Below are 20,034 nucleotides of genomic sequence, written 5' to 3' on the forward strand. Positions count from 1 at the left end.
CTTCGATTATATCGACTTGTGATCACGGTGCTAGGTGTCGCCATAGCCCGCAGCGATAGCGTGACCCCGTGCCCATCAGCTACACCCTTCCCGGCGTCCACGTCACCGACCACTCCGTCGACGTCCCGCTCGACTGGTCCCAGCCCGACGGATCCCCCACGATCTCGGTGTTCGCCCGCGAGCTCGTCGATCCCGCACGCCGCACCGAGGACCTGCCGCTCCTCGTGTTCCTGCAGGGCGGCCCCGGCGGCAAGGGCCCGCGCCCGACCGGCCCGGACGGCTGGGTCGGCACCGCGCTCAAGCGCTTCCGGGTGGTACTCCTCGACCAGCGCGGCACCGGGCGGTCCAGCGCGGTCCGGGCGGCTGCGCTCAACGCCGTCGGCACACCTGAGCAGCAGGCCGAGTACCTCGCGCACTTTCGCGCGGACAACATAGTGCGCGACGCCGAGCACGTCCGGAAGACAGTGTTCGACGGCCGCCGCTGGACCTCGCTCGGCCAGTCGTACGGCGGCTTCATCACCATGACGTACCTGTCGTTCGCCCCCGAGGGCCTGAACGCGAGCATCGTCACCGGCGGCCTGCCCGGCCTCACGGCGTCGGCCCGGGAGGTCTACGAGCGCACCCAGCCGCGCGTGATCGCCAAGAACGAGCGGTTCCGCGCGCGCTACCCGCACGCCGTGAAGGCGCTCGGGCGCATCGCCGACCGCCTCTCGACCGGCCAGGTGACCGAGCCGGGCGGCGACATGCTCACCACCCGCAGGTTCCAGACGCTCGGAATGGACTTCGGCATGCAGCCCGGCTTCGACCGGGTGCACTGGATCGTCGACGAGGCGTTCGACTCTCCGCACGGCGGTCCACTCAGCGACACGTTCCTCGCCACGGTGGCGGCGGAGACGTCGTTCGCGACGAACCCGCTGTACGCCGTCCTGCACGAGTCGGTCTACGCCCAGGCTCACACGGGTCCGACGGCGTGGGCCGCCCAGTCCGTGCGCGACGCCGACCCGGCCTTCGGCGAAGACGCCCGCCCGCTGCTGATGACCGGCGAGATGATCTATCCCTGGATGTTCTCCGAGATCAGCGCCCTGCGACCGTTCGAGGCCGCGGCGAACGCCCTCGCCGAGCGGCAGCACTGGGGCGACCTGTACGACCTGCACCGCCTCGCGGACAACGAGGTCCCGGTCGAGGCCGCCGTGTACTTCGACGACATGTTCGTCGACTCGTCGCTCTCGCTGGAGACGGCGGCGCACGTGGGCAACGTGGCGCCGTGGGTCACCAACGAGTTCGAGCACGACGGCCTGCGCCTCGGCGACGTCCTGTCCCGCCTCCTGGACCGCCTGGACGCGCGCGGCGGCCCGCTGCGCGACTAACGGGAGGCGGCCCCAGTCGTCCGACGGCGGCGGCCCGGACGCCGGCGCATCAGCCACACCTCCGCCACGACCAGCGGCACGGTCCAGCCGAGCCAGTTGGTGAGTGCCATCTCGGTCTGCAGCATGGCGATGTCGCTGCCTTGGAACCAGGTGTCCACCTGCGGCCCGAGGACCGGCATCCACACGAGGTGCCACAGGCGGTTGGTGATGATCGACAGAGTGAGCACGTAGCTGCGGACCATCCACTCGCGGTGGTCGTCGAATCGGCGCTGCCGGGCCGCCCGGAACCCGGCCACCGTGCAGGACAGCCACAACACCGCCAGGAACACGTGGCTCACCGCCGACATCGGCCCGAACGGGGAGGCCGAACCGATGATGCCCGCGAGGATCGACGCCGGGATCACCCCACCCAGCACGTACACATGCCCGAAGCGCCGATGCGTCGACCGGAATCGCCGACGGAACCACGGCCACACCTGGAAGAACCCGGTGGTCATCGCGACCGTCGCGAACCCGATGTGGGCCACGAGCAGCGCGTAGTGCCCGGGGAAGGTCGAAGGCACGAGGCTCTGCTGGGGGTCCAGACCCAGGTAGCGCGGCAGCGAGAAGGCGAGGAACGCCAGCACGACCACACCCAGCGGGGCGATCCAGGGCCGGCGCCACCACCGAGGCCGTCCGGCAAGAGAAGCGGTCGGGCGGGCTACGCGAGCATCTTTACGCAGGTCAGAGGCCATACGACGACCGTAAGAAGGCGCTGGCACCCAACCCAGCCTGCACACCCACGGCGCCAGGGTAGGGCCCGCCCTACCCTGGCGCCGCCGTCGAACGTAGGGATAGTCGCACTCCGAGCGCCCATGCAGCGACTACACCTACGTTCGCCCTCATGACAGCCGCCGAGAGCCGCCGCCGACCGAGTCAGGCGCGGAGGGCCGGGATCGAGGCGACCACGTAGCCGTCCACCTCGACGACGTCGCCCGCGGCCAGCGGCGGGTCGCCGGCCGGGACGCAGAGCGTGACCTGGAAGCCGTCGGTCTGCACGCGCGCGGCGGTGAACGCCTGGCCCGTCCGGGAGACGGAGCGCTGCTCGACCGCGAGCACGACGCCGGTCAGGTGCGCGACGGCGTCGGTCGCCGCGGCGTACGCCCCGGTGGGCTCGAAGACCAGGCCTGCCACGCCGCCGTCGACCCGCCCGGTCACCTGCACGGAGTTGCCCAGGACGACGACGGAGGCCGGGCCCTCGACCGGCGGCGCCGCCGAGCCGAGCAGGGCGAGCTCCTCGAGCTGGCAGGCGATCTCGGTGATGACCTCGTCCTCGTCGTTCACGAGCTCGGCGAGCACGAGCCCGCCGTCGACCGCCTGCGGCTCCGACATGATCGCGCCGGGAGAGGCGCAGAACGAGGGCGTGACCACCCGGACCAGGTCGCCCTCGGTAGTGATGATCAGGCGGGCACCGGAGGCGTCGGTCCAGATATGGACGCCGACCTCGCCGTCCTTGGCGATGGTCACCGCCTCGGCGCGAGCGACCGCCACCATGTCGCGAAAGTCGCTACGTCGCCAGACGTCCAGTCCGATGCAAGCCAGGTTCGATGCCACGGTTGCCTACGCTAACCCGGCACCCACCCGGAACGCGCGATACACCGTGAAGCCGTCATTCGGGCGCGTGCTTGTCGAGGAACGCGTAGACCTCGGCGTCGTCGACGCCGGGGAAGGCGCCACGCGGCAGGGCCGCGAGGATCTGCTGGTGCATGCGCCCGGACGGCCAGGCCTCGCCCGACCAGCGCTCGGTGAGCTCCGGCGCGGGGCGCTGGCAGCACGCCGGGTCGGGGCAGGTCGAGACGCGCCGCACCCGGGTGTCGCGCCCTCGGAACCACTTGGCGTGCGCGTACGGCACGCCGACCGTGATGGAGAACGCGCCCGACCCGCCGTCCGGCCCACCGGCCGGCGACATCGATCCGGTCTGGGTGGAGCACCAGAACGTCCCGGCCGGAGTGTCGGTGTACTGATAGAACTCGGTGGCCCGGTCGCGGCGCTCGAACGCCTCGCGGGCCGCCCACCGCCGGCAGATGAGCTGCCCCTCGATGGCGCCCGTGACGTCCTGCGGGAACGGCAGGCCGTCGTTCGCGTAGCCGCGGAACAGCGCGCCGTCGGCCCCCACGCGCAGGAAGTGCAGCGGGATGCCGAGGTGGTGGGTGGCGAGGTTGGTGAGCCGCATCGCGGCGGCCTCGTGCGTGATGCCGAAGGCGTCGCGGAAGTCCTCGACCGCGAGATCGTGCTCCCGCTTGCGCTCCTGGAGGAACGGCACCGCCACGAACTGCGGCACCAGACAGGCCGCGGCGAAGTACGTGATCTCGACCCGCTGGCGCAGGAACTCGCCGTAGGACCGCGGCCGGTCGTGCTCCAGCACGCGGTGTGCCAGCGCCTGCAGCGCGAGCGACCGCAGCCCGTGACCGCCTGGCGTCGACGCCGGTGGCAGGTAGATGCGCCCGTTGCGCAGGTCGGTCACGCTGCGGGCGGACCGGGGCAGGTCACCCACGTGCAGGAGGGTGAAGCCCATCTGCTCCGCCATCCGCGCCACCGTACGGTGGGTGAGCGCACCGCCCGTGTACCCGGCGGCCTTGACCAGCTGCTCCGCGACCGCCTCGAACTGCGGGTAGTGGTTGTCGCGGGCCTCCCGCTCCAGGCGCAGGTCGGTGTTGGCCCGCCGCGCCTCCTCGGGCGTGGCGATCGCCATCTGCTCGCGCCGCGCCAGCTCGTCGTGCAGGCCCACGAGCTGTTCCAGCACCGGCATCGGCAGCTTCTGGCTGGGCTTGACCGCCGGCACGCCGAGGGTGGTGAAGAGCGGGCCGCGCTGGGCCCGGTCGAGCGCGATCTCCAGGGCCGCGCGGCGCGACGGCGGCTCCGCGCTCAGCAGCTCGCTCATCGGCACGCCGAGCGCCTCCGCGATCGACCGGAGGAGCCACAGCCGCGGCTCGCGCCGCCCGTTCTCCACGAGGGAGAGCAGGCTCGGCGCCGAGCCCACCTTCTCGCCGAGCGCATCCAGCGTCAGCCCGTGCGCGGTGCGCAGGTGCCGGATGCGGCGCCCCAGCGTGATGAGGTCGGTCTCGCCGCCCGACGCCGTCGCGTCACCTCTCGTAGGCATGTCGCCTCCGTCAGCTCGTGGTTGTGGGCGTCATCGTTGCGCCTCAAACGGGCGGGTAGTCGCCATGATCACGCTCACAGCCAAGCAGTTGTCTTGCCGTGACCCGGCAACAAGAACCCGCTCCTTCACACTAAGTGAAGATCAGCGATTCTTGACAGCCCCAACACTGGAATTCGAGCGGTTCCGCACACGAGAGTGGAAACAAGCCCGCCACCGTGGCCCGCCGCATGACGATCGGAGCGCACATGTCCGTCCTCGCGAACCCCCGCCGAACCCGGCTCGTCGCCGAGCTCGTCTCCGACCTCACGACCGACCAGAGCACCGCGTCGGCCACGTCGTCCGAGGCGGCCACGAGCCCCGTGCCCCCGGCCGGCGAGCAGGACGTGCGGGCCTGGGTGGCCGGCGTCGCCGCGCTCACGCAGCCCGACGAGATCGTCTGGTGCGACGGCTCGGCCGCCGAGAAGCAGCGCCTCATCGATCAGATGCTCGCCGCGGGCACGCTTGTCGAGCTGAACCAGGCCAAGCGCCCGGGCTCGTACCTGGCCCGCTCCAACCCGGCCGACGTCGCCCGCGTCGAGTCGCGCACCTTCATCTGCTCGCAGGACGAGGAGGACGCCGGCCCCACCAACAACTGGATGGCCCCGGACGAGATGCGCGCCGAGCTGGACGGCGTCTTCGAGGGCTCGATGAAGGGCCGCACCATGTACGTGGTGCCGTTCTCGATGGGCCCGGTGGGCGGCCCCATCTCGCAGGTGGGCATCGAGATCACCGACTCGCCGTACGTCGTCGTGTCGATGCACGTCATGACGCGGGTCTCGGACGAGATCCTGCGGCTCATCGACGCCGGCCAGCAGTGGGTCCCCGCCGTGCACTCGGTGGGCGCGCCCCTCGCCGAGGGCGAGGCGGACGTCGCCTGGCCGTGCAGCGACACCAAGTACATCGTGCACTTCCCGGAGACCCGCGAGATCTGGTCGTACGGCTCCGGCTACGGCGGCAACGCCCTGCTCGGCAAGAAGTGCTTCGCGCTGCGCATCGCGTCGGCGATGGCGCGCGACGAGGGCTGGCTCGCCGAGCACATGCTGCTCATCCGCATCACGTCGCCGGAGCAGCGCCAGTACCACCTGGCCGCCGCCTTCCCGAGCGCGTGCGGCAAGACGAACCTCGCGATGCTGCAGCCCACCATCCCGGGCTGGAAGGTCGAGACCCTCGGCGACGACATCGTTTGGATGCGCCCCGGCCCCGACGGCACGCTGCGCGCCATCAACCCCGAGGCGGGCTTCTTCGGCGTCGCGCCGGGCACCGGCATCGACACCAACCCGACCGCCGTCGCGACCTTCGACCGCGACACCATCTTCACCAACGTCGCCCTGACCGACGACGGCGACGTCTGGTGGGAGGGCCTCACGCCCGAGGCGCCGGAGCACCTGATCGACTGGCAGGGCAACGACTGGACGCCTGCCGACGCCGCCGAGCGCCCCGCCGCGCACCCGAACTCCCGGTTCACCGTGTCGGCGGCCCAGTGCCCCACCATCGCGGACACCTGGGAGGACCCGGCCGGTGTGCCGGTCGACGCGATCGTGTTCGGCGGCCGCCGCGCCACGAACGTGCCGCTGGTGGCGCAGTCGTTCGGCTGGGAGCACGGCGTGTTCATGGGCGCCACCATCTCCTCGGAGCGCACGGCCGCCGCCGAGGGCGCGCTCGGCGAGCTGCGCCGCGACCCCTTCGCGATGCTCCCGTTCTGCGGCTACAACATGGCCGACCACTGGGCGCACTGGCTGACCGTCGGCGACGGCATCGAGGAGTCGAAGCGCCCGACGATCTTCCAGGTCAACTGGTTCCGCAAGGGCGACGACGGCCGCTTCCTGTGGCCGGGATTCGGCGAGAACTCGCGCGTCATCGAGTGGATCGTCGGCCAGGTCGAGGCCGGCCGTGGCCTGCGCGAGGACGTCTCCGTCGCCACCCCCGTGGGTAGCGTGCCCGCACCGGGCACGCTGAACCTGGACGGCATCGAGGTGCCCGACGCCGACATGGCCGCCCTCTTTGACATCCCCACCAAGCCGTGGCAGGCCGAGGCCGACCTGACCGAGGAGTTCTTCGCCCGGTTCGGCGACCACACTCCGGCCGCGCTGCACACCCAGCTGGACGCCCTGAGGGAGCGTCTGGCCCGATGATCTCGGGCGGCTGACGGCGCGACTTCCTCGGGTGGCTACCCGTCGCGCCGTCGGCCGTCCGAACAGGCGTCCCCGGCCAGGTTATTGAGGCATCCTGGCCGGGGATCTCCCCTGTCCGCGCTCAGTACCGCATCCCCATCAGCCCGCGGACGTCGTCCAGGGTGCGGTCCGCTATCGCGTTCGCCCGGGCGTTGCCCCGCGCGAGGATCTCGGCGAGGTGGCGCGGTCCCGCGGCGGCGAGCTCCCGCCGTCGGGCACGCAGTGGGCGCAGGCCCTCCACCACCGCCTCGGTGACCACAGCCTTGAGACGGCCCGCGCCGGCGGCGCCCATCTCGTCGGCGAGCGCCTCCGGCGTCGTCCCCGAGAAGTAGGCGCCGATCTGGAGCAGGTTGGCGATATCGGGCCGGCGCTCCGGTTCGTAGGTGATCACACGGTCGGCGTCGGTCCTGGCCCTCCTGAAGAAGGCCGCCGTCTCGTCCTCGGAGGCGCGCAGCTCCAGGGCGTTGCCGCGCGACTTGGACATCCTGCGGCCATCGTCGCCGAGGACGGTGGTCGACGGCGCGATGAGCGCGTCCGGCTCGGGGAAGTACGGCTGGGCCGCCGCGTACCGCTGGTTGAACCGCCGTGCGATGGTGCGGGTGATCTCCAGGTGCGGCAGCTGGTCCACGCCGACGGGCACGAGGTTGCCGTGGCAGAACAAGATGTCGGCGGCCTGGTGCACCGGGTAGGTGAACAGCAGGCCGGAGATGCCGCGCTTCTGCCGCAGCAGGGCGGCCTCCGCCTCGGCCTTCACCGTGGGGTTGCGCTCCAGCTCGGCGACCGTGACCAGCGAGAGGAACGGCAGCAGGAGCTGGTTCAGCGCGGGCACCGCCGAGTGCGTGAACACCGTGCTGCGCTCGGGGTCCAGGCCGGCCGCGAGGTAGTCGAGCAGCACCTCGCGGACGGTGACCGGCAGGTCGCCGGCGTCGTCCCGGTCGGTGATGACCTGGTAGTCGGCGACGATGAGGAACACCTCGACGCCCAGGTCCTGCAGGCGTACGCGGTTGGCGACGGTCCCCAGCAGGTGGCCGAGGTGCAAGGCCCCGGTGGGGCGGTCCCCGGTCAGGACGCGGTACTCCCCCGGGTTCCGGGCGATCAGGTCTTCCAGGACGGCGGTGCGCTCGCGCGCCGCCGCGGCGGACCGGGTGATGCTGGGCGTCTCGCGAGGGGCGGACGACGGCGTGGTGGTCGCCTCGGGCGACGTGGTGACGGACATGTGGGTCTCCTTGGTCAGGGAGCTGCCCACGCACGGCGTCGGGCACAGAAAAGTCCCGGGCTGCGGCGGGCAGCTCGGGACTTCTGTGCGGGTGGGCGCGTCAGGTCACGGCTGCGAGAGCAGCCGCCACCAGCTCAGCCCGTGCGTCATGAGGCGACCGTAGCACCGGCCGACGGCCGGGTGAACTACCCGGGGCGGGATCACGGTCTCCTCCGGGAAGCGGAGACAATGGAGCCCGTGGGCACGTTCAACCTGAGTTCCATCGTCTCCGCCCTGCCCGAAGCCACGCAGCGTCTGCTGCTCGCCGCGGCGGCCGCGGCGCCCGAGGACCTGCCCCTGTTCCTCGGCAGCCTGTCCGAGCACGCGCTGGCCGACTGGGTGCCCGCCGAGCGATCCGGCCTGGTCCGCCTGGACGCGACCGGCACGCGGCCGCTGCTCTGGGGCGACCCGGACACTCCACGGGCGCTCTACGAGGCGGCCCCGTTCGTGGACCGGCAGGCCGCCCACCGGTTGCTGGCGGACACGCTCACGCGGCGGGCCGACCGCCGTGCCTGGCACCTCGCGGCGGCCACCCTGGGACCTGACGAACCGGTCGCCGCGGCGCTCGAGGACGCCGCCGACGCAGCCCGGGTCGACGGTGGCTGGGCGGGCGCGGCGCGGACCCTGGAGCGTTCGGCCGAGCTGTCGCCGGACTCGACGGACGCCGCGCGCCGCTACCTGCTGGCCATGCGAGCCGCCATGTACGCGGGCGACGGCACCTGGGTCGGCCGCCTCGGCGCCCGCGCGGCCGACCTGACCGACGACCTGTCCCTCTCGCTGGAGGCCGGCCTCGCCTCGGGCTAGGCCCTGTCGCGTACGTCACGTCACGCCGAGGCGGTCACGCTGCTGTCCGCCGTCGCGGTGCGCGCCGCACGCGCGGGACATACCGGCACCGCGTGGTCGGCGCTCTCCCCGGCGTCCGTCGCCGCATACAACTCCGGCCACCGGGCCCACCGCGACCAGGTGGCGGCGGCCCTGGAGGTCGTGTCCCGGGACGGGACGACGCACGAGGCGGACGCCGGGCCGCCCGCCGTGCTCGCACCCGCGATGACGGCGCCGCCTGCGTTCGCCCGCCCGGTCGAGGACGACGCCGGCCCGGACGAGGACCTCGGCCCGCCGCACGCCATCTGGCTCGCCGCCTCGCTCGACCCCACAGGTTCGGTGAAGAAGGTCGAGGCCGCGCTCACCGCGATGGGCCACCCGTCAGGCCTTGATCAGGTGACGCTGAACCAGCTCGGCGGCGCGGCCTGGGTGGTCGACCGGACGACGTACGCGGTGACCGCCCTGCGCACCTTCCTCGACCGGCAGGAGCGGACGGCGCTCGGCGGTGTGAACGCGCTGGTCTCGAACACGCTCGGCGCCGCGCTGCGGGACAGCGGTGCCTGGGACGAGGCGCTGGTCGCGCACGCCGAGGCGGTACGGCTCGCCGGGACCCCGGACGCGGAGATGGTCCGGCGTGTCGCCGACGCCGAGCTCGCGGCGCTCGCCGCGCTCCGCGGCAACCCCGGAACCGCTCGGGAGCTGGCGGCGCGGGCGCTGGTCGGACTCGATGCGGACGCGAGCCGCGCCGTCGGCGTCGTCGCTCGCCGGGCGCTGGGACTGGCCGCGCTGGTCGAGGGCGACCACGAACGCGCCCACGACGCGCTCCGGCTGATCGTGGACGAGCACGGTGACCCGCTTCATCCCCATCTCTCGCTGTACGGGGCGGTCGACCTGGTCACGGCCGCCCTGCGGACCGGCCGGTTCGCGGAGGCGCGCAAGGTCTCGGTCGCCTTCCGGGAAGCGGCCGGGCACGGCTCCGCCCGGCTGCGGGCGCTGGTCGAGCACGCCGCGGCCCTGGTGGCCGCCGCAGCCGAAGCAGCCGCCGACCGGGCGCGGGCCGAGGGGCACTTCGCGGCCGCGCTGGCCGACCGGGAGGGTGCGACGTGGCCGTTCGAACGCGCCCGCGTCCAGCTCGACCTGGGCGTATGGCTCCGCCGACAGCGCCGGGTGGCCGAGGCCCGTCCGCACCTGGTCGCCGCGCAGGACACGTTCGAGCGGCTCGGGTCCGGCCCGTTCGCCCGGCGCACCGCGGCCGAGCTGCGTGCCGCGGGTGTGCGCGCGGCCGGCGCCTCGTCCGGGGCCACCGTGCCGGCGCCGCACCCCGAGCGGGCGGACGACGGCGGCGCCGGCACGCTGCCCGAGCTCACCCCGCAGCAGCGCGAGATCGTGCTGCTCGCTGCGCACGGTCTCACGAACCGGCAGATCGGCGAGCGGCTGTTCCTCTCGCCGCGGACGGTCAGCTCCCACCTGTACCGGGTGTTCCCGCTGCTCGGCGTGACCCATCGGGCCCAGCTCCGGGACGTTCTCGACGCACGGTGACCGTCGGTGCCGTGACCGGTGCAGTCATCTGACGGAAGCGCCCGCCGCGACCCGCGACGGAGGCTGGCGACACCATCGTTCACGGCCGGCCGGAGGGTCGCCCAGGCGACGCAGGTCGGCCCAGAAGAAGGGCCTTCGACATGCCTCTTGTCACCACTTCCGACGGCGTCGAGATCTACTACAAGGACCTGGGCTCGGGTAGCCCGGTCGTGTTCAGCCACGGCTGGCCGCTCAACTCGGACGACTGGGACGTCCAGATCAAGGCCGTCGTGGACGCGGGCTACCGCGCCATCGCCCACGACCGGCGCGGCCACGGCCGGTCGACCCAGACGGCCACCGGCAACGACATGGACCACTACGCGGACGACCTGGCCGCGGTGCTGGATGCACTCGACGTCCAGGACGCCGTGCTCGTCGGCCACTCCACGGGCGGCGGCGAGGTCGCCCACTACCTGGCGCGGCACGGCTCGGGCCGGGTCCGCAAGGCCGTCCTGCGTGGCGCCGTCCCGCCGCTCATGCTGCAGACGCCCGACAACCCCGAGGGCACCCCGCTCGCGGTGTTCGACGACATCCGCGCCCACGTGCTGAGCGACCGCTCGCAGTACTACCAGGACCTCGCGGTCCCGTTCTACGGCGGCAACCGCGAGGGCTCCGCGGTGACGCAGGGGGTGCGGGACCAGTTCTGGCGGCTCTCCATGCAGGCCGGCCTGGTCCCCGCCTACGACTGCATCGCGCAGTTCTCGGCGGTGGACTACACGGCCGACCTGGAGGCCATCGACATCCCCGTCCTCGTCTCCCACGGCGACGACGACCAGATCGTCCCGATCGCGGCCGCCGCGCTCAAGACCGCGGAGATCCTCAAGGACGCGACGCTCAAGGTCCACGCGGGTGCCCCGCACGGGCTCTACGGCACCTACGCGGAGGACTTCTCGAAGGAGCTCCTGGAGTTCATCGCCTCCTGAACAACCCCGGCTGCGAGCTGTTCTCCAGGTCGTCACGACGGCGGGAGGCAGGCTGCCCGACGGCGGGACGACGCCCCGCCGTCGGGCAGCGAGAATGGACCCGTGCCGCACCAGCCTGACGCCCCCGCGCTGCCCGATTCCCCGCTCGCCCACGTCGTGTACTTCGAGCCCCGCATCCCCGGAAACACCGGTTCCGCTATCCGTCTCGCGGCCGTCACGGGCGCGCGGCTGCACCTGGTGGAGCCGCTCGGCTTCGACCTGTCGGAGGCCAAGCTGAAGCGTGCGGGCCTCGACTACCACGACCTCGCCGTCATGGACGTGCATCCGTCGCTCGACGCGGCGCTCGACGCCGTGCCGGACGCCCGGGTCTACGCGTTCACGACCCGCGCGACCACCCGTTACACCGACGTGACGTACCGGCCGGGCGACATCCTGCTGTTCGGGCCCGAGCCGACGGGCCTGCCGCCCGAGGCGCTCGCCCACCCGCGCGTCACCGACGAGCTGCGGATCCCGATGCTGCCCGGACGCCGGTCGCTCAACCTGACGAACGCGGCGTCGATAGCGGTGTACGAGGTGTGGCGGCAGGCGGGGTTCGCTGAGGGGGCGTGAGGCAACGATCGCTCGCAAGAGTGATGTTGAGATTCTCGCAAAAGTGATGTTCGCGCTCAGACACTCGACTCAGGAGATCCCGAGGTGTACCAGCAGGGCCTCGTCGAGCGCCGCCACTTCCTCTGCAGTGAGCTTTCCTACGCGGTTGACCAGGCGGGCCATATCAACGGCACGCACCTGCTCTGCCTGCGCCTTGGAATCGACGGGGAGCCCCGAGCCACGCTTCGAGACCAACGTCTGGAACGAGTGCACCCGCTTGACGTTGCTCGTCAGCGGCACGATCGTCAGCACGCCACGCCCAAGTCGTCGAGCTGCTGCGTTGTAGGCGTCGTTCGACACGATCACGACCGGCCGAACCTTGTTCGCCTCGGATCCCCGAACTGGGTCGAGGTCCGCATACCAGATCTCACCGCGGTACATCGGACTCCAGCCCGTCGGCCACCGTCACATCCCAGACCTCGGCCTCGCCTGAGTCATACCACTCTGCGATCGCCTGCTCAGCCTCAAGCGTGAGCGCCATCTGTCGAAGCGCAACGATCGCCTCGTGGACGGCGGCCGACCGTGACCCAAGGCCCTTGTCTTCCACGTAGTCGTCCAGGAACCGTAGATCCTGCTCCGGAATGCTCACACTAACCTTCATACCCTTGATCCTACCCGAGTCGCCCCATTCTGGGCCAGGGGTAGCACCACGTTGACGCCCGCCCGCCCGCGTCGACCGGCCTGGGGCTACGGCCGGACGACGAGGACGCGGCCCGGGGCCAGCTCGTACCGCCCGGGTACGACACCGGGGCTCGCCGCCCCGGCCTGCGCGACCACGGTGACGGGCGGCTCGCCGACCATGCGATCCGACGTCGGGAACCAGGTACGGCCCGGGCTGACCAGGATGAGCATGCCGTCGATGTGCCCGGCCGGGCTGAACGTCGCCGACCCGGCCGGGTAGCGGCCGATCCCGGCGTCGGCGAGCCGGTCGGCGGTAGCGACGACGTCGGGCACCGCGATGCCCACCTCGCTCACGGAGAGCAGGTCGCCGGCGCCGAACGGGACGAGCTGGGTGCCGGACCCGTGCGGGCTCGAGGCCTTCGCCCCCGACACGTGCCCGGCACCCAGCGCTGAGGGGAGGTCCCGGCGCGCGATGACCTCCAGGACCGACCGGTCGGGCCCGGGGAAGTAGAGCGATCGCGCGTTCCAGGCGGCCTGCGCCTCGAACTCGGTGCGGTCGCCGTCGCCCAGCAGCCCGGGGCCCGCCTCGAGGAAGGCGCGGGCCGCGTCGAACCGCGCGTCGTCGATGAGGAAGGCGTAGTGCTGGTCGCCCGCGGCGCCCGGATCCTCCCGGAACCGTATGACCGATCGCCCGACGGCGACCTCCACCGCCCCGATCTCCTTCCGCACCGGGAGCCCGAGAATGGTCTCGTAGTACGCGGCCGTCTCCGCCGTCGATCGGGTCACCGTGTCGACGCTCATGATCTCCATGCAGGCCAGCCAACAACCTGAATCTTGGTTGAGGTCAAGCCCCGCGTCGACGATGCGCTACGACAGCAGCCAGGACGCCGACCGGCGCAGGAGCTCCCGGTGCCCCTCCGAAGCGAACGAGCGGACGTCGTGTCCCAGCCCCGAGTACACGCTGCGGCCGCCGTGCGCCTCGTTGACCCAGAGGGCCGGCTGCTCGGCACCGTCGTCGTCCCGGGTGGTGCCGAGGACCCGCGTTCCGGGGGCGACCTGGAGGCGGCAGTAGCGCTCGTCGAACGCCTCGACCGCGGCGAGGCCGTCCGTGACCGGGTGCCCCTGCGCCAGCTCGAACCGCGCTGGGCCGATCGGCGGGTGCATGGACTCGCCCGGGATCCAGCGGCCGCCGAGCACCGCCGGCCAGTCGGGCGCGTCGTAGAACGTGTTCGCTGCCTGGTGCAGGCCGAGCACCGCGCCCCCTGCCCGCGCCCAGTCCGCCAGCCGGGCGTGGAAGGCGAGCCAGTCGTCGTCCGACCCGTCGAAGCCCGGGTCACGGCGGCCGGAGCCGCCGTTCACGACCAGCAGGCCCACTGAGGAGTCCAGGTCGTCCAGTGCGTCGCGGAAGAGCCCGCGCACCTGGACGGCGCCCAGGTCACCGACGATGCCTGCAACCGTGTGCGACGTCGCCGCGTGGTCGTGCCAGGGGTCCTCGTAGCGCCCGCGGCCGGCCAGGATCAGGATGCGGCGTTGCGTCATGCGCCCGATCCTGCCACGGTCGCCGCGAGCTACGGGATCACCAGGACCTTGCCGCGAGCCGCACCAGACTCCAGCCGGCGGAAGGCCTCGACCGCGTCGTCGAGCGCGTAGCGCCGGTCGATCCGCGGCACCACGTCGCCGGCCGCGAGGAGCCCGGCGAGCTCCGCCAGGTCGGACCGCTGGTTCGGGCGCCAGGAGAAGACGCCCATCCGGGTCCCGGTCAGCCCGCCGACCACCGGGCCCAGCAGCGCCTTCTCCGCGAACGAGCCGATCCGCCGGGCGATCAGCACGTACCGCCCACCCGGCGCCAGGGCGCGGCGGAGCAGCCGCACGGACCGGGTGTCGGCGATGTCGAGGACGACGTCGAACCGCCGGTCACCTCGCGTGACGTCCTCGCGGGTGTAGTCGATCACCTCGTCCGCGCCCAGGTCCCGGAGAAAGTCGAGCTTGTCGCCGTGGTCGACGGCGGTCACCACGGCGCCCCGGGCCTTCGCCATCTGCACGGCGAACGGCCCCACGCACCCGCCCGCGCCGTTGACCAGCACCCGCTCGCCAGGCCGGATCGGCCCGGCGGCGCGCAGACCCTGCAGGGCGAGCGACCCCGAGTGCGGTGCGGTGGCGGCGTCGTCGAACGACACGGCGTCCGGCAGCGGCGACAGGGCCGACGCCGGGACGCACACGCGGTCCGCCAGCGCGCCGTGCCCGTTCCCGAAGAGGTCGGCCCAGACGCGGTCGCCCGGGCGGAGGCCGGTCACGTCCCGCCCCACCTCCTCGACGGTCCCGGCGACGTCGACCCCGACCCGGCGGTTGGCCGGCCGGACCAGGCCGGTGCCGATCCGCGCGAGGCGCGGGCGGCCGAGAAGGTGATCGAGGTCCGCCATGTTCAGCGAGGCGGCCCTGACCCGGACCACTACCTCCCCCGGATCCGGGACGGGCCGCTCGAGCGTGGCCACCCGCAGGCCCTCGACCGGACCGTATCTGTCCCGGACGACGGCCCTCACGAGGCGCCGCCCGAGACGACCGGCGTGCGCCGCAGCACGAGGAAGTCGGTGACGCCGAAGACGCGGGCGACCCGGCGATCCCGCGCGGACAGGTAGGGCAGCGCGTCGGCCGGTTCGACGACCTGCGGCGCCACCCGGTGCGTGCGCCCCTCGACCCGCAGCTCCGCAGAGCCGGCCGCACGGATGTTCCGCAACCAGTCGACGCCCGGCCCGTACGGCAGGTAGACGAGGAAGTCGTCGTCCATCGGATACACGCCGATCGGCGTCGCGTACGACGCACCCGACTTTCGCCCGACGTGCCGGACGACCGCCGCGGAAGCGCCGGGCTCCCCAGCGGTGCGCAGCTCGATCGGGCGGCCGAACCGCCTGCTGAAGCGGCGGATGATGGCGAGCCCTCGCCGGTTCTTGGTGCGCATGGCCATCACGAGCGCGAGGAAGCCGGCGAGCGCCACCACCAGCAGCCCCAGGACAACCCAGAGGATCCAGACCCACATGACGTCCCGCCTTCTCGAAGAGGCTTACGATGCAAGCCTTACGTCGTAAGGTAGATGTGCAAGCCCGGCCCGTCAAGGGTTCGGTAGACGTAGGATCGCGGCACCATGACTTCACCTCGGACGACAGGCACGGCACCACGGAGCGTCCTGACGCGCGCCCGGGTGCTCGAGTCGGCGGTCGCGCTGGCCGACCGGGACGGCCTAGGCGCGCTCACGATGCGCAGCCTGGCCCGCGAGCTCGGGATCGAGGCGATGTCGCTCTACCACCACGTCGCCAACAAGGAAGACCTGCTGGACGGCGTGGTCGACGTGGTCGCGGCGGAGATCCAGGACGCCGTCGGCCGGCTGGAGCCGCTGGCCGACGACGCTCCCCTGGCAGCGTGGAAGCCCACGATGCGCCGGCAGATCCTCACGGCCCGCGCGGTGCTGGTCCGTCACCCGTGGGCGCCCACGGTCCTGGAGACCCGGACGTCGTTCAGCCTGCACATTGTGCGGTACTACGACTCGCTCCTCGGCCTGATGCGCCGCGGGGGCTTCTCCTACGACCTGATCCACCACGCCATGCACGCCCTGGGCAGCCGGGCACTCGGGTTCTCGCAGGAGCTTTTCGAGCCCGACGGCGCCGTGGCCGGCTCGGCCGCGGGCGGGGGCGCCAAGGAGGGCGCCGACGACCCCGCCATCGCGCTGCTCGCGCAGATGGCCGACCAGGTTCCGCACATGATGGAGATGCTGGCGGAGGTCACGCACGAGGGTGCGGGGTCGGCCCTCGGCTGGTGCGACGATCAGACGGAGTTCGAGTTCGGCCTCGACATCGTCCTCGACGGGCTCGACCGGCTCGCCGCACGTGAGCAGAGCTGACCGGATCTCCCGCGACGGCCGTGGACAGGGTCACCGCAACGGGTCGAACGGCCGGATCTCCTCCGGCGTCTGCCCCGTCGTGATCAGGCCCGCAAGCGCGCGGCCGGTCGCGGGGCCGAGCACGATGCCCCACATACCGTGGCCGCCGGCCACGTAGACGCCGGGGGCGGCAGTCCGGCCCACGAGCGGCAGCCCGTCCGGCGTCACCGGCCGGGAGCCCACCCACTCGTCCTCGCGGGAGTCCAGGTCGACGCCCTCGAAGAGGCCGCGGACCGAGTTCACTATCGCCCGGACGCGGCCGGCCTGGAACGGCTCGTCCGGCCCGCGGAACTCCATGGTCCCGGCCACGCGCAGCCGCCCCTGGTAGGGCGTGCAGGCCACGCGCCGGGCCGGGAAGTAGACGGGGTGGTCGATCGGCGGGCCCTCCACGGGAACGCTGAACGAGTAGCCCCGCCCCGCCTGCACCCGGGTCCGCACGCCGAACTGCCGCGCCAGGCCCGGGAGCCACGCGCCGGTGGCGATCACCACGGCGTCGGCGGTCATCGTGTCGTGTCCCTGGATGGCGACCTCGGCGCCGCCCGGCACCGGCCGGATGCCGGTGACCTGAGCGTCCGTCAGGAGCTTCGCGCCACGCGCGCTGACCGCGGTCGCCAGCGCCTCCACGTACGGGCCCGGCTCGATGTATCGCTGCCCCTCCAGCGTCCAGGCCGACTGGATGGCCCGGGAGAGGTGGGGCACGCGGACGCCGTCGGGCACCCTCGAGAGGCGGACCTCCTGGCCCGCCTTGGCCACACCGCGCAGCTCGTGGACGAACGGGACCGACTCCCGCTCCCGCTCGAACCCGACCACCCAGCGGCTGGGGTACGACGTCGCGTGCACGCCGCCCGCCTCGAGCTCGTCGTACGCCTCGAGCGCCATCCGGTCGATCGGCGTGAGGTCCGCCATCGCGCGCCGCCACGCGCCCGGCGTCGCGTGCGCCATGAACCGGGCGACGAAGCCCCAGAGCGCCCGGTCGAACCGGAAGGGGACGCTGAGGGCGGCGTCGGGGTCGAGCATCGCCTTAGGGCCATAGGTCCAGAGCGACGGGTCGGCCAGCGGCATCGCCATGCCCGGAGTAAGCCAGCCGGCGTTCCCCCAGGACGCGCCGGAGGCCACACCGGTCCGGTCCAGGACCGTCACCTCGACGCCACGTTCCTGCAGGTGCCAGGCGGTCGCGAGGCCGACCATCCCGGCCCCCACGACGACAGCGGTCTTCGTCTCGCGCACGCTCGTGCTCCCTCTCCTCAGAGCCCTACCTCCCCATACCCCTCCCCGTCGAGCGGCGACGCCTCTATCGTCCGCCCGACGGGTCGATTCGGTGCAACGACTCCGTGAAGTGCGGTGGAACGTGTGGTGTGGATTTCCTGGTTGTCCCGCTCCCCCGTCAGCCGAGCGGCTGCGCGAACGGCTCGATCGCCGCGATCTCGTCGTCGCTCAGCGGGCCCGCCGCGAGCGCCGCGACGTTGTCCTCGAGCTGCGCCACCGACGACGCGCCGATCAGGGCCGACGTCACGCGCTGGTCCCGGAGCACCCAGGCGAGCGCGAGCTGCGCGAGCGTCTGGCCGCGGCCGCCGGCGATCTCGTTGAGCGCCTTGGCGCGGCCGAGGTAGTCCTCGGTGAGCGCGCCGGACGAGAGGAACGGCGAGTCGGGGCGCGCGGCCCGGGACCCTTCGGGCGCCGCGCCCGTGAGGTACTTGCTGGTCAGCAGGCCTTGCTGCAGCGGGGAGAAGACGATGGTCCCCACGCCGAGCTCGCCGACGACGTCGAGCAGCGACTCGCTCTGCCTGCCGTCGTAGGCGTCCTCGTGCGCCGGGTTCTCGATGTGCCGGTTGAGCATCGAGTAGGACGGCTGGTGGATGAGCAGCGGGACGCCCAGGTCGCCGAGGATCCGCGCAGCCTCGCGCGTCCGCTCCGGCGAGTAGTTGGAGACGCCCACGTACAGCGCCTTGCCCTGCTGGACCGCCGACGCGAGCGCGCCCATGGTCTCCTCGAGTGGCGTCGAGGGGTCCGGCCGGTGGTGGTAGAAGACGTCGACGTAGTCGACGCCCATCCTGGTGAGCGACTGGTTCAGGGACGCGATGAGGTACTTGCGCGACCCGTGGTCCCCGTAGGGGCCGGGCCACATGTCGTAGCCGGCCTTCGTGGAGAGGATCAGCTCGTCGCGGTACGGCTTGAAGTCGGCCGCGAAGTGGCGGCCGAAGTTCTCCTCCGCCGAGCCGTACGGCGGGCCGTAGTTGTTCGCCAGGTCGAAGTGCGTCACACCCAGGTCGAGCGCCCGGCGCAGGATCGCGCGCTGCGTGTCGAACGGGCTGGTGTCGCCGAAGTTGTGCCAGAGCCCCAGGGACAGCGCGGGCAGATCCAGGCCGGAACGGCCGGTGCGACGGTAGGTCATGGTGTCGTAACGGTCCTCAGCTGCGAGGTACCGAGGTGCGAGAGGCATGCGCCCATCGTGGCACGGGCCGCTCCGGCCGATCGACCACGCGGCCCGCTGCCGCGAGATCGGAAAGTGCGCTTCTGCTCAGCGATCCGGCCCGGAACTTACCGGGATTTCGGGCCTGATCGCTGAGCAGAAGCGCACTTCGCGGAGCGTCAGCAGCTCAGGTTGCCGCCCGGGTCGACGCCCAGCGCGGACGTGAAGCGGAGATACGTGTCGATGCGGCTCTGCACCTGTGCGGGGTTGCCGCCGTTGCACTCGATGCTGCCGTTGATGGAGCGGATGGTCTCGCCGAATCCGGCGCCGTTCACGATCGCCGCGTGCGGCGTCATCGTGCCTGGACCGTTCTGGGTGTTCCAGTACCAGAGCCCGGTCTTCCAGGCGATCGCCGAGTCGGTCTCCACGAGGCGCGGGTTGTGCAGCAGGTCGATGCCGAGGGCGTCACCCGCCGCCTTGTAGTTGAAATTCCAGCTCAGCTGGATGGGCCCGCGACCGTAGTACTGGTCGGTGCCGGCCGGGCAGCCGTAGGGCTGGGACGTGTCGCAATAGTGCGGGTAGTTCGCGGTGTTCTGCTCGACGATGTAGACCAGGCCGCCCGTCTCGTGGGAGACGTTGGCGAGGAATGCGGCGGCCTCACGCTTCTGGACGGTCTCGCTACCGGTGTTGGCGAAGCCGGGGTACGCGGTGAGCGCGTCGACGAGCCCGGCGTAGGTGTAGAACGCGTTCCGGTTGGGGAAGAACTGATTGAACTGGGTCTGGCTGACCGGGAAGTCCTCGGCGCCGGGCGGATCGGTCGGCGGGTCGCCGCCGTCGCACGTGCCGACCCGCTCCCACACTCCCCACTCGCCGGTGGTGCCGGGTGTCTCGCCCTGGGTCCACCACTTGGCGCGCCAGGCGGCGCCGCCGTAGGTGACCTGGTTGCCGCCGACGTAGACCGCGCTGCTGCTCCAGGCGGGCGAGCTGCAGTCGGCCACCGCGGCCTGGGCTGCCGGAACGGTGACGACGGCTGCTCCTGTGGTCAGGAGCGCAGCAACGAGAGCTGCGATCAGTAGCGGTGCGCGACGAGATCTCACGGGGAACCACCTCGCTTCGGGTTCTGGGCCGTC

General features: G+C 72.2%; 20 protein-coding genes. 7 read left to right on the forward strand and 13 right to left on the reverse strand.

All coding sequences use genetic code 11. The features are described 5' to 3' along the window. Positions 1-68 precede the first annotated feature (68 nt). Positions 69-1,367 (forward strand): alpha/beta fold hydrolase, encoded by a 1,299-nt coding sequence (locus tag ACFT2C_RS18550; RefSeq protein ID WP_377208546.1) that lies wholly within the window; start codon positions 69-71, stop codon positions 1,365-1,367. Here the strand turns inward: ACFT2C_RS18550 and ACFT2C_RS18555 are convergent. The 3 genes from ACFT2C_RS18555 to ACFT2C_RS18565 form a co-directional block, all read right to left on the reverse strand. Next, the gene (locus tag ACFT2C_RS18555) at positions 1,364-2,101 is read right to left on the reverse strand and encodes a DUF2306 domain-containing protein (RefSeq protein WP_377208547.1); all 738 of its coding nucleotides are present in this window, start codon (positions 2,099-2,101) and stop codon (positions 1,364-1,366) included. The genes ACFT2C_RS18550 and ACFT2C_RS18555 overlap by 4 nt on opposite strands. Before the next feature lie 181 nt (positions 2,102-2,282). Then, entirely contained in the window at positions 2,283-2,960 is a 678-nt protein-coding gene (locus ACFT2C_RS18560; protein ID WP_377208548.1) for a hypothetical protein, read from the reverse strand. 55 nt (positions 2,961-3,015) lie between these two features. Then, a complete protein-coding gene (locus tag ACFT2C_RS18565; protein WP_377208549.1) occupies positions 3,016-4,506 on the reverse strand; it encodes a helix-turn-helix domain-containing protein in 1,491 nt (496 codons plus the stop codon). 245 nt (positions 4,507-4,751) lie between these two features. Between ACFT2C_RS18565 and ACFT2C_RS18570 the strand changes: the two genes are divergently transcribed. Further along, positions 4,752-6,677, forward strand: a complete 1,926-nt coding sequence (locus ACFT2C_RS18570) for a phosphoenolpyruvate carboxykinase (GTP) (RefSeq protein ID WP_377208550.1) — start codon at positions 4,752-4,754, stop codon at positions 6,675-6,677. A 121-nt stretch (positions 6,678-6,798) separates the two neighbouring features. Here the strand turns inward: ACFT2C_RS18570 and trpS are convergent, their stop codons facing one another. Beyond that, the gene (trpS, locus tag ACFT2C_RS18575; RefSeq protein WP_377208551.1) at positions 6,799-7,932 is read right to left on the reverse strand and encodes a tryptophan--tRNA ligase; all 1,134 of its coding nucleotides are present in this window, start codon (positions 7,930-7,932) and stop codon (positions 6,799-6,801) included. Between the two features lie 237 nt (positions 7,933-8,169). On the opposite strand from trpS, the gene ACFT2C_RS18580 reads away from it, so the two are divergent. From ACFT2C_RS18580 to ACFT2C_RS18595, 4 genes are all read left to right on the forward strand, one after another. Continuing rightward, positions 8,170-8,775, forward strand: coding sequence for a hypothetical protein (locus tag ACFT2C_RS18580; RefSeq protein ID WP_377208552.1), 606 nt, complete (start codon positions 8,170-8,172; stop codon positions 8,773-8,775). 57 nt (positions 8,776-8,832) lie between these two features. Then, complete coding sequence (locus tag ACFT2C_RS18585) at positions 8,833-10,332, forward strand: LuxR C-terminal-related transcriptional regulator (RefSeq protein WP_377208553.1); 1,500 nt, start codon at positions 8,833-8,835, stop codon at positions 10,330-10,332. A gap of 140 nt (positions 10,333-10,472) precedes the next feature. Continuing rightward, entirely contained in the window at positions 10,473-11,294 is an 822-nt protein-coding gene (locus ACFT2C_RS18590) for an alpha/beta fold hydrolase (RefSeq protein ID WP_377208554.1), read from the forward strand. A 129-nt stretch (positions 11,295-11,423) separates the two neighbouring features. Then, on the forward strand, positions 11,424-11,903 hold the full coding sequence (locus tag ACFT2C_RS18595) for a tRNA (cytidine(34)-2'-O)-methyltransferase (protein WP_377208575.1): 480 nt from the start codon (positions 11,424-11,426) through the stop codon (positions 11,901-11,903). Between the two features lie 69 nt (positions 11,904-11,972). Here the strand turns inward: ACFT2C_RS18595 and ACFT2C_RS18600 are convergent, their stop codons facing one another. The 6 genes from ACFT2C_RS18600 to ACFT2C_RS18625 all read right to left on the reverse strand — a co-directional run bounded on the left by ACFT2C_RS18600 (position 11,973) and on the right by ACFT2C_RS18625 (position 15,597). Beyond that, positions 11,973-12,323: a type II toxin-antitoxin system PemK/MazF family toxin gene (locus ACFT2C_RS18600; RefSeq protein ID WP_377208555.1), complete on the reverse strand. Its 351-nt coding sequence runs from the start codon at positions 12,321-12,323 to the stop codon at positions 11,973-11,975. Further along, positions 12,310-12,531 carry a type II toxin-antitoxin system ParD family antitoxin gene (locus tag ACFT2C_RS18605; protein ID WP_377208556.1) on the reverse strand — a complete coding sequence of 74 codons (222 nt, stop codon included), beginning with the start codon at positions 12,529-12,531 and terminating at the stop codon, positions 12,310-12,312. Before ACFT2C_RS18605 ends, ACFT2C_RS18600 begins: the two co-directional genes overlap by 14 nt. A 98-nt stretch (positions 12,532-12,629) precedes the next feature. Next, positions 12,630-13,373: a hypothetical protein gene (locus tag ACFT2C_RS18610; protein WP_377208557.1), complete on the reverse strand. Its 744-nt coding sequence runs from the start codon at positions 13,371-13,373 to the stop codon at positions 12,630-12,632. 57 nt (positions 13,374-13,430) lie between these two features. Further along, entirely contained in the window at positions 13,431-14,102 is a 672-nt protein-coding gene (locus ACFT2C_RS18615) for a ThuA domain-containing protein (RefSeq protein WP_377208558.1), read from the reverse strand. A 29-nt stretch (positions 14,103-14,131) separates the two neighbouring features. Next, positions 14,132-15,103, reverse strand: a complete 972-nt coding sequence (locus ACFT2C_RS18620; RefSeq protein ID WP_377208559.1) for an NAD(P)-dependent alcohol dehydrogenase — start codon at positions 15,101-15,103, stop codon at positions 14,132-14,134. Next, on the reverse strand, positions 15,100-15,597 hold the full coding sequence (locus ACFT2C_RS18625; protein ID WP_377208560.1) for a nitroreductase family deazaflavin-dependent oxidoreductase: 498 nt from the start codon (positions 15,595-15,597) through the stop codon (positions 15,100-15,102). Before ACFT2C_RS18625 ends, ACFT2C_RS18620 begins: the two co-directional genes overlap by 4 nt. 105 nt (positions 15,598-15,702) lie before the next feature. Here ACFT2C_RS18625 and ACFT2C_RS18630 point away from each other — a divergent pair, with 105 nt between their 5' ends. Next, positions 15,703-16,455 carry a TetR/AcrR family transcriptional regulator gene (locus ACFT2C_RS18630; protein WP_377208561.1) on the forward strand — a complete coding sequence of 251 codons (753 nt, stop codon included), beginning with the start codon at positions 15,703-15,705 and terminating at the stop codon, positions 16,453-16,455. Between the two features lie 30 nt (positions 16,456-16,485). On the opposite strand, the gene ACFT2C_RS18635 is transcribed toward ACFT2C_RS18630, so the two are convergent. The 3 genes from ACFT2C_RS18635 to ACFT2C_RS18645 all read right to left on the reverse strand — a co-directional run bounded on the left by ACFT2C_RS18635 (position 16,486) and on the right by ACFT2C_RS18645 (position 20,001). Then, positions 16,486-17,721, reverse strand: coding sequence for an NAD(P)/FAD-dependent oxidoreductase (locus tag ACFT2C_RS18635; protein ID WP_377208562.1), 1,236 nt, complete (start codon positions 17,719-17,721; stop codon positions 16,486-16,488). Between the two features lie 157 nt (positions 17,722-17,878). Continuing rightward, positions 17,879-18,934: an aldo/keto reductase gene (locus ACFT2C_RS18640; RefSeq protein WP_377208563.1), complete on the reverse strand. Its 1,056-nt coding sequence runs from the start codon at positions 18,932-18,934 to the stop codon at positions 17,879-17,881. A gap of 149 nt (positions 18,935-19,083) precedes the next feature. After that, positions 19,084-20,001, reverse strand: coding sequence for a glycoside hydrolase family 19 protein (locus ACFT2C_RS18645; protein ID WP_377208564.1), 918 nt, complete (start codon positions 19,999-20,001; stop codon positions 19,084-19,086). Between the last annotated feature and the right edge of the window lie 33 nt (positions 20,002-20,034).

This window comes from Promicromonospora sp. NPDC057138, assembly GCF_042670845.1.
In the GTDB taxonomy this organism is placed as follows: Bacteria; Actinomycetota; Actinomycetes; order Actinomycetales; family Cellulomonadaceae; genus Promicromonospora.